This window comes from Microbacterium sp. A20 (genome assembly GCF_004794515.1).
Lineage (GTDB): Bacteria > Actinomycetota > Actinomycetes > Actinomycetales > Microbacteriaceae > Microbacterium.
Map to the genome: position 1 here is coordinate 1 of NZ_SSDF01000006.1, position 449 is coordinate 449.

Genomic DNA, 449 nt, shown 5'->3' on the forward strand with positions numbered 1-449 from the left:
CGCGGATGCGGGCGACGTCGTCGGTCTGTCCACCACGGCCGGCACGCTGTCCGCGGTGAGCGACAACGGCGACGGCACCTACACGGCCGTGCTGACATCGGCCTCCGCGGTGGGGAGCGCGACGATCTCGTTCACGATCGATGATGCCGATGCGGACGCGACCGCCACCGTGGCGTTCGTCGCGGGTGCAGCGGACGTCGGTGCGTCGACGATCGTGGCCGCGCCGACGTCGATCACGGCCGATGGCTCGACCACATCGACGATCACGGTGTCGTTGCTGGACGCGAGCGGGAACGTCGTCGCCGACGCCGGCGATGTCGTCGCGCTGTCGACGACCGCGGGAACCCTCTCGGGTGTGACCGACAACGGTGATGGCACGTACTCCGCCGTCCTGACGTCGGCGACGACGGTCGGCAGCGCCACGATCTCGTTCACGATCGACGGCGACG

1 protein-coding gene is annotated in these 449 nt (G+C 69.9%); it reads left to right on the forward strand.

The genetic code is table 11. From position 1 onward, the window contains the following. Window positions 1-449: Ig-like domain-containing protein (locus DW298_RS00025; RefSeq protein ID WP_240744938.1), on the forward strand; the 449-nt coding region annotated here is incomplete at both ends.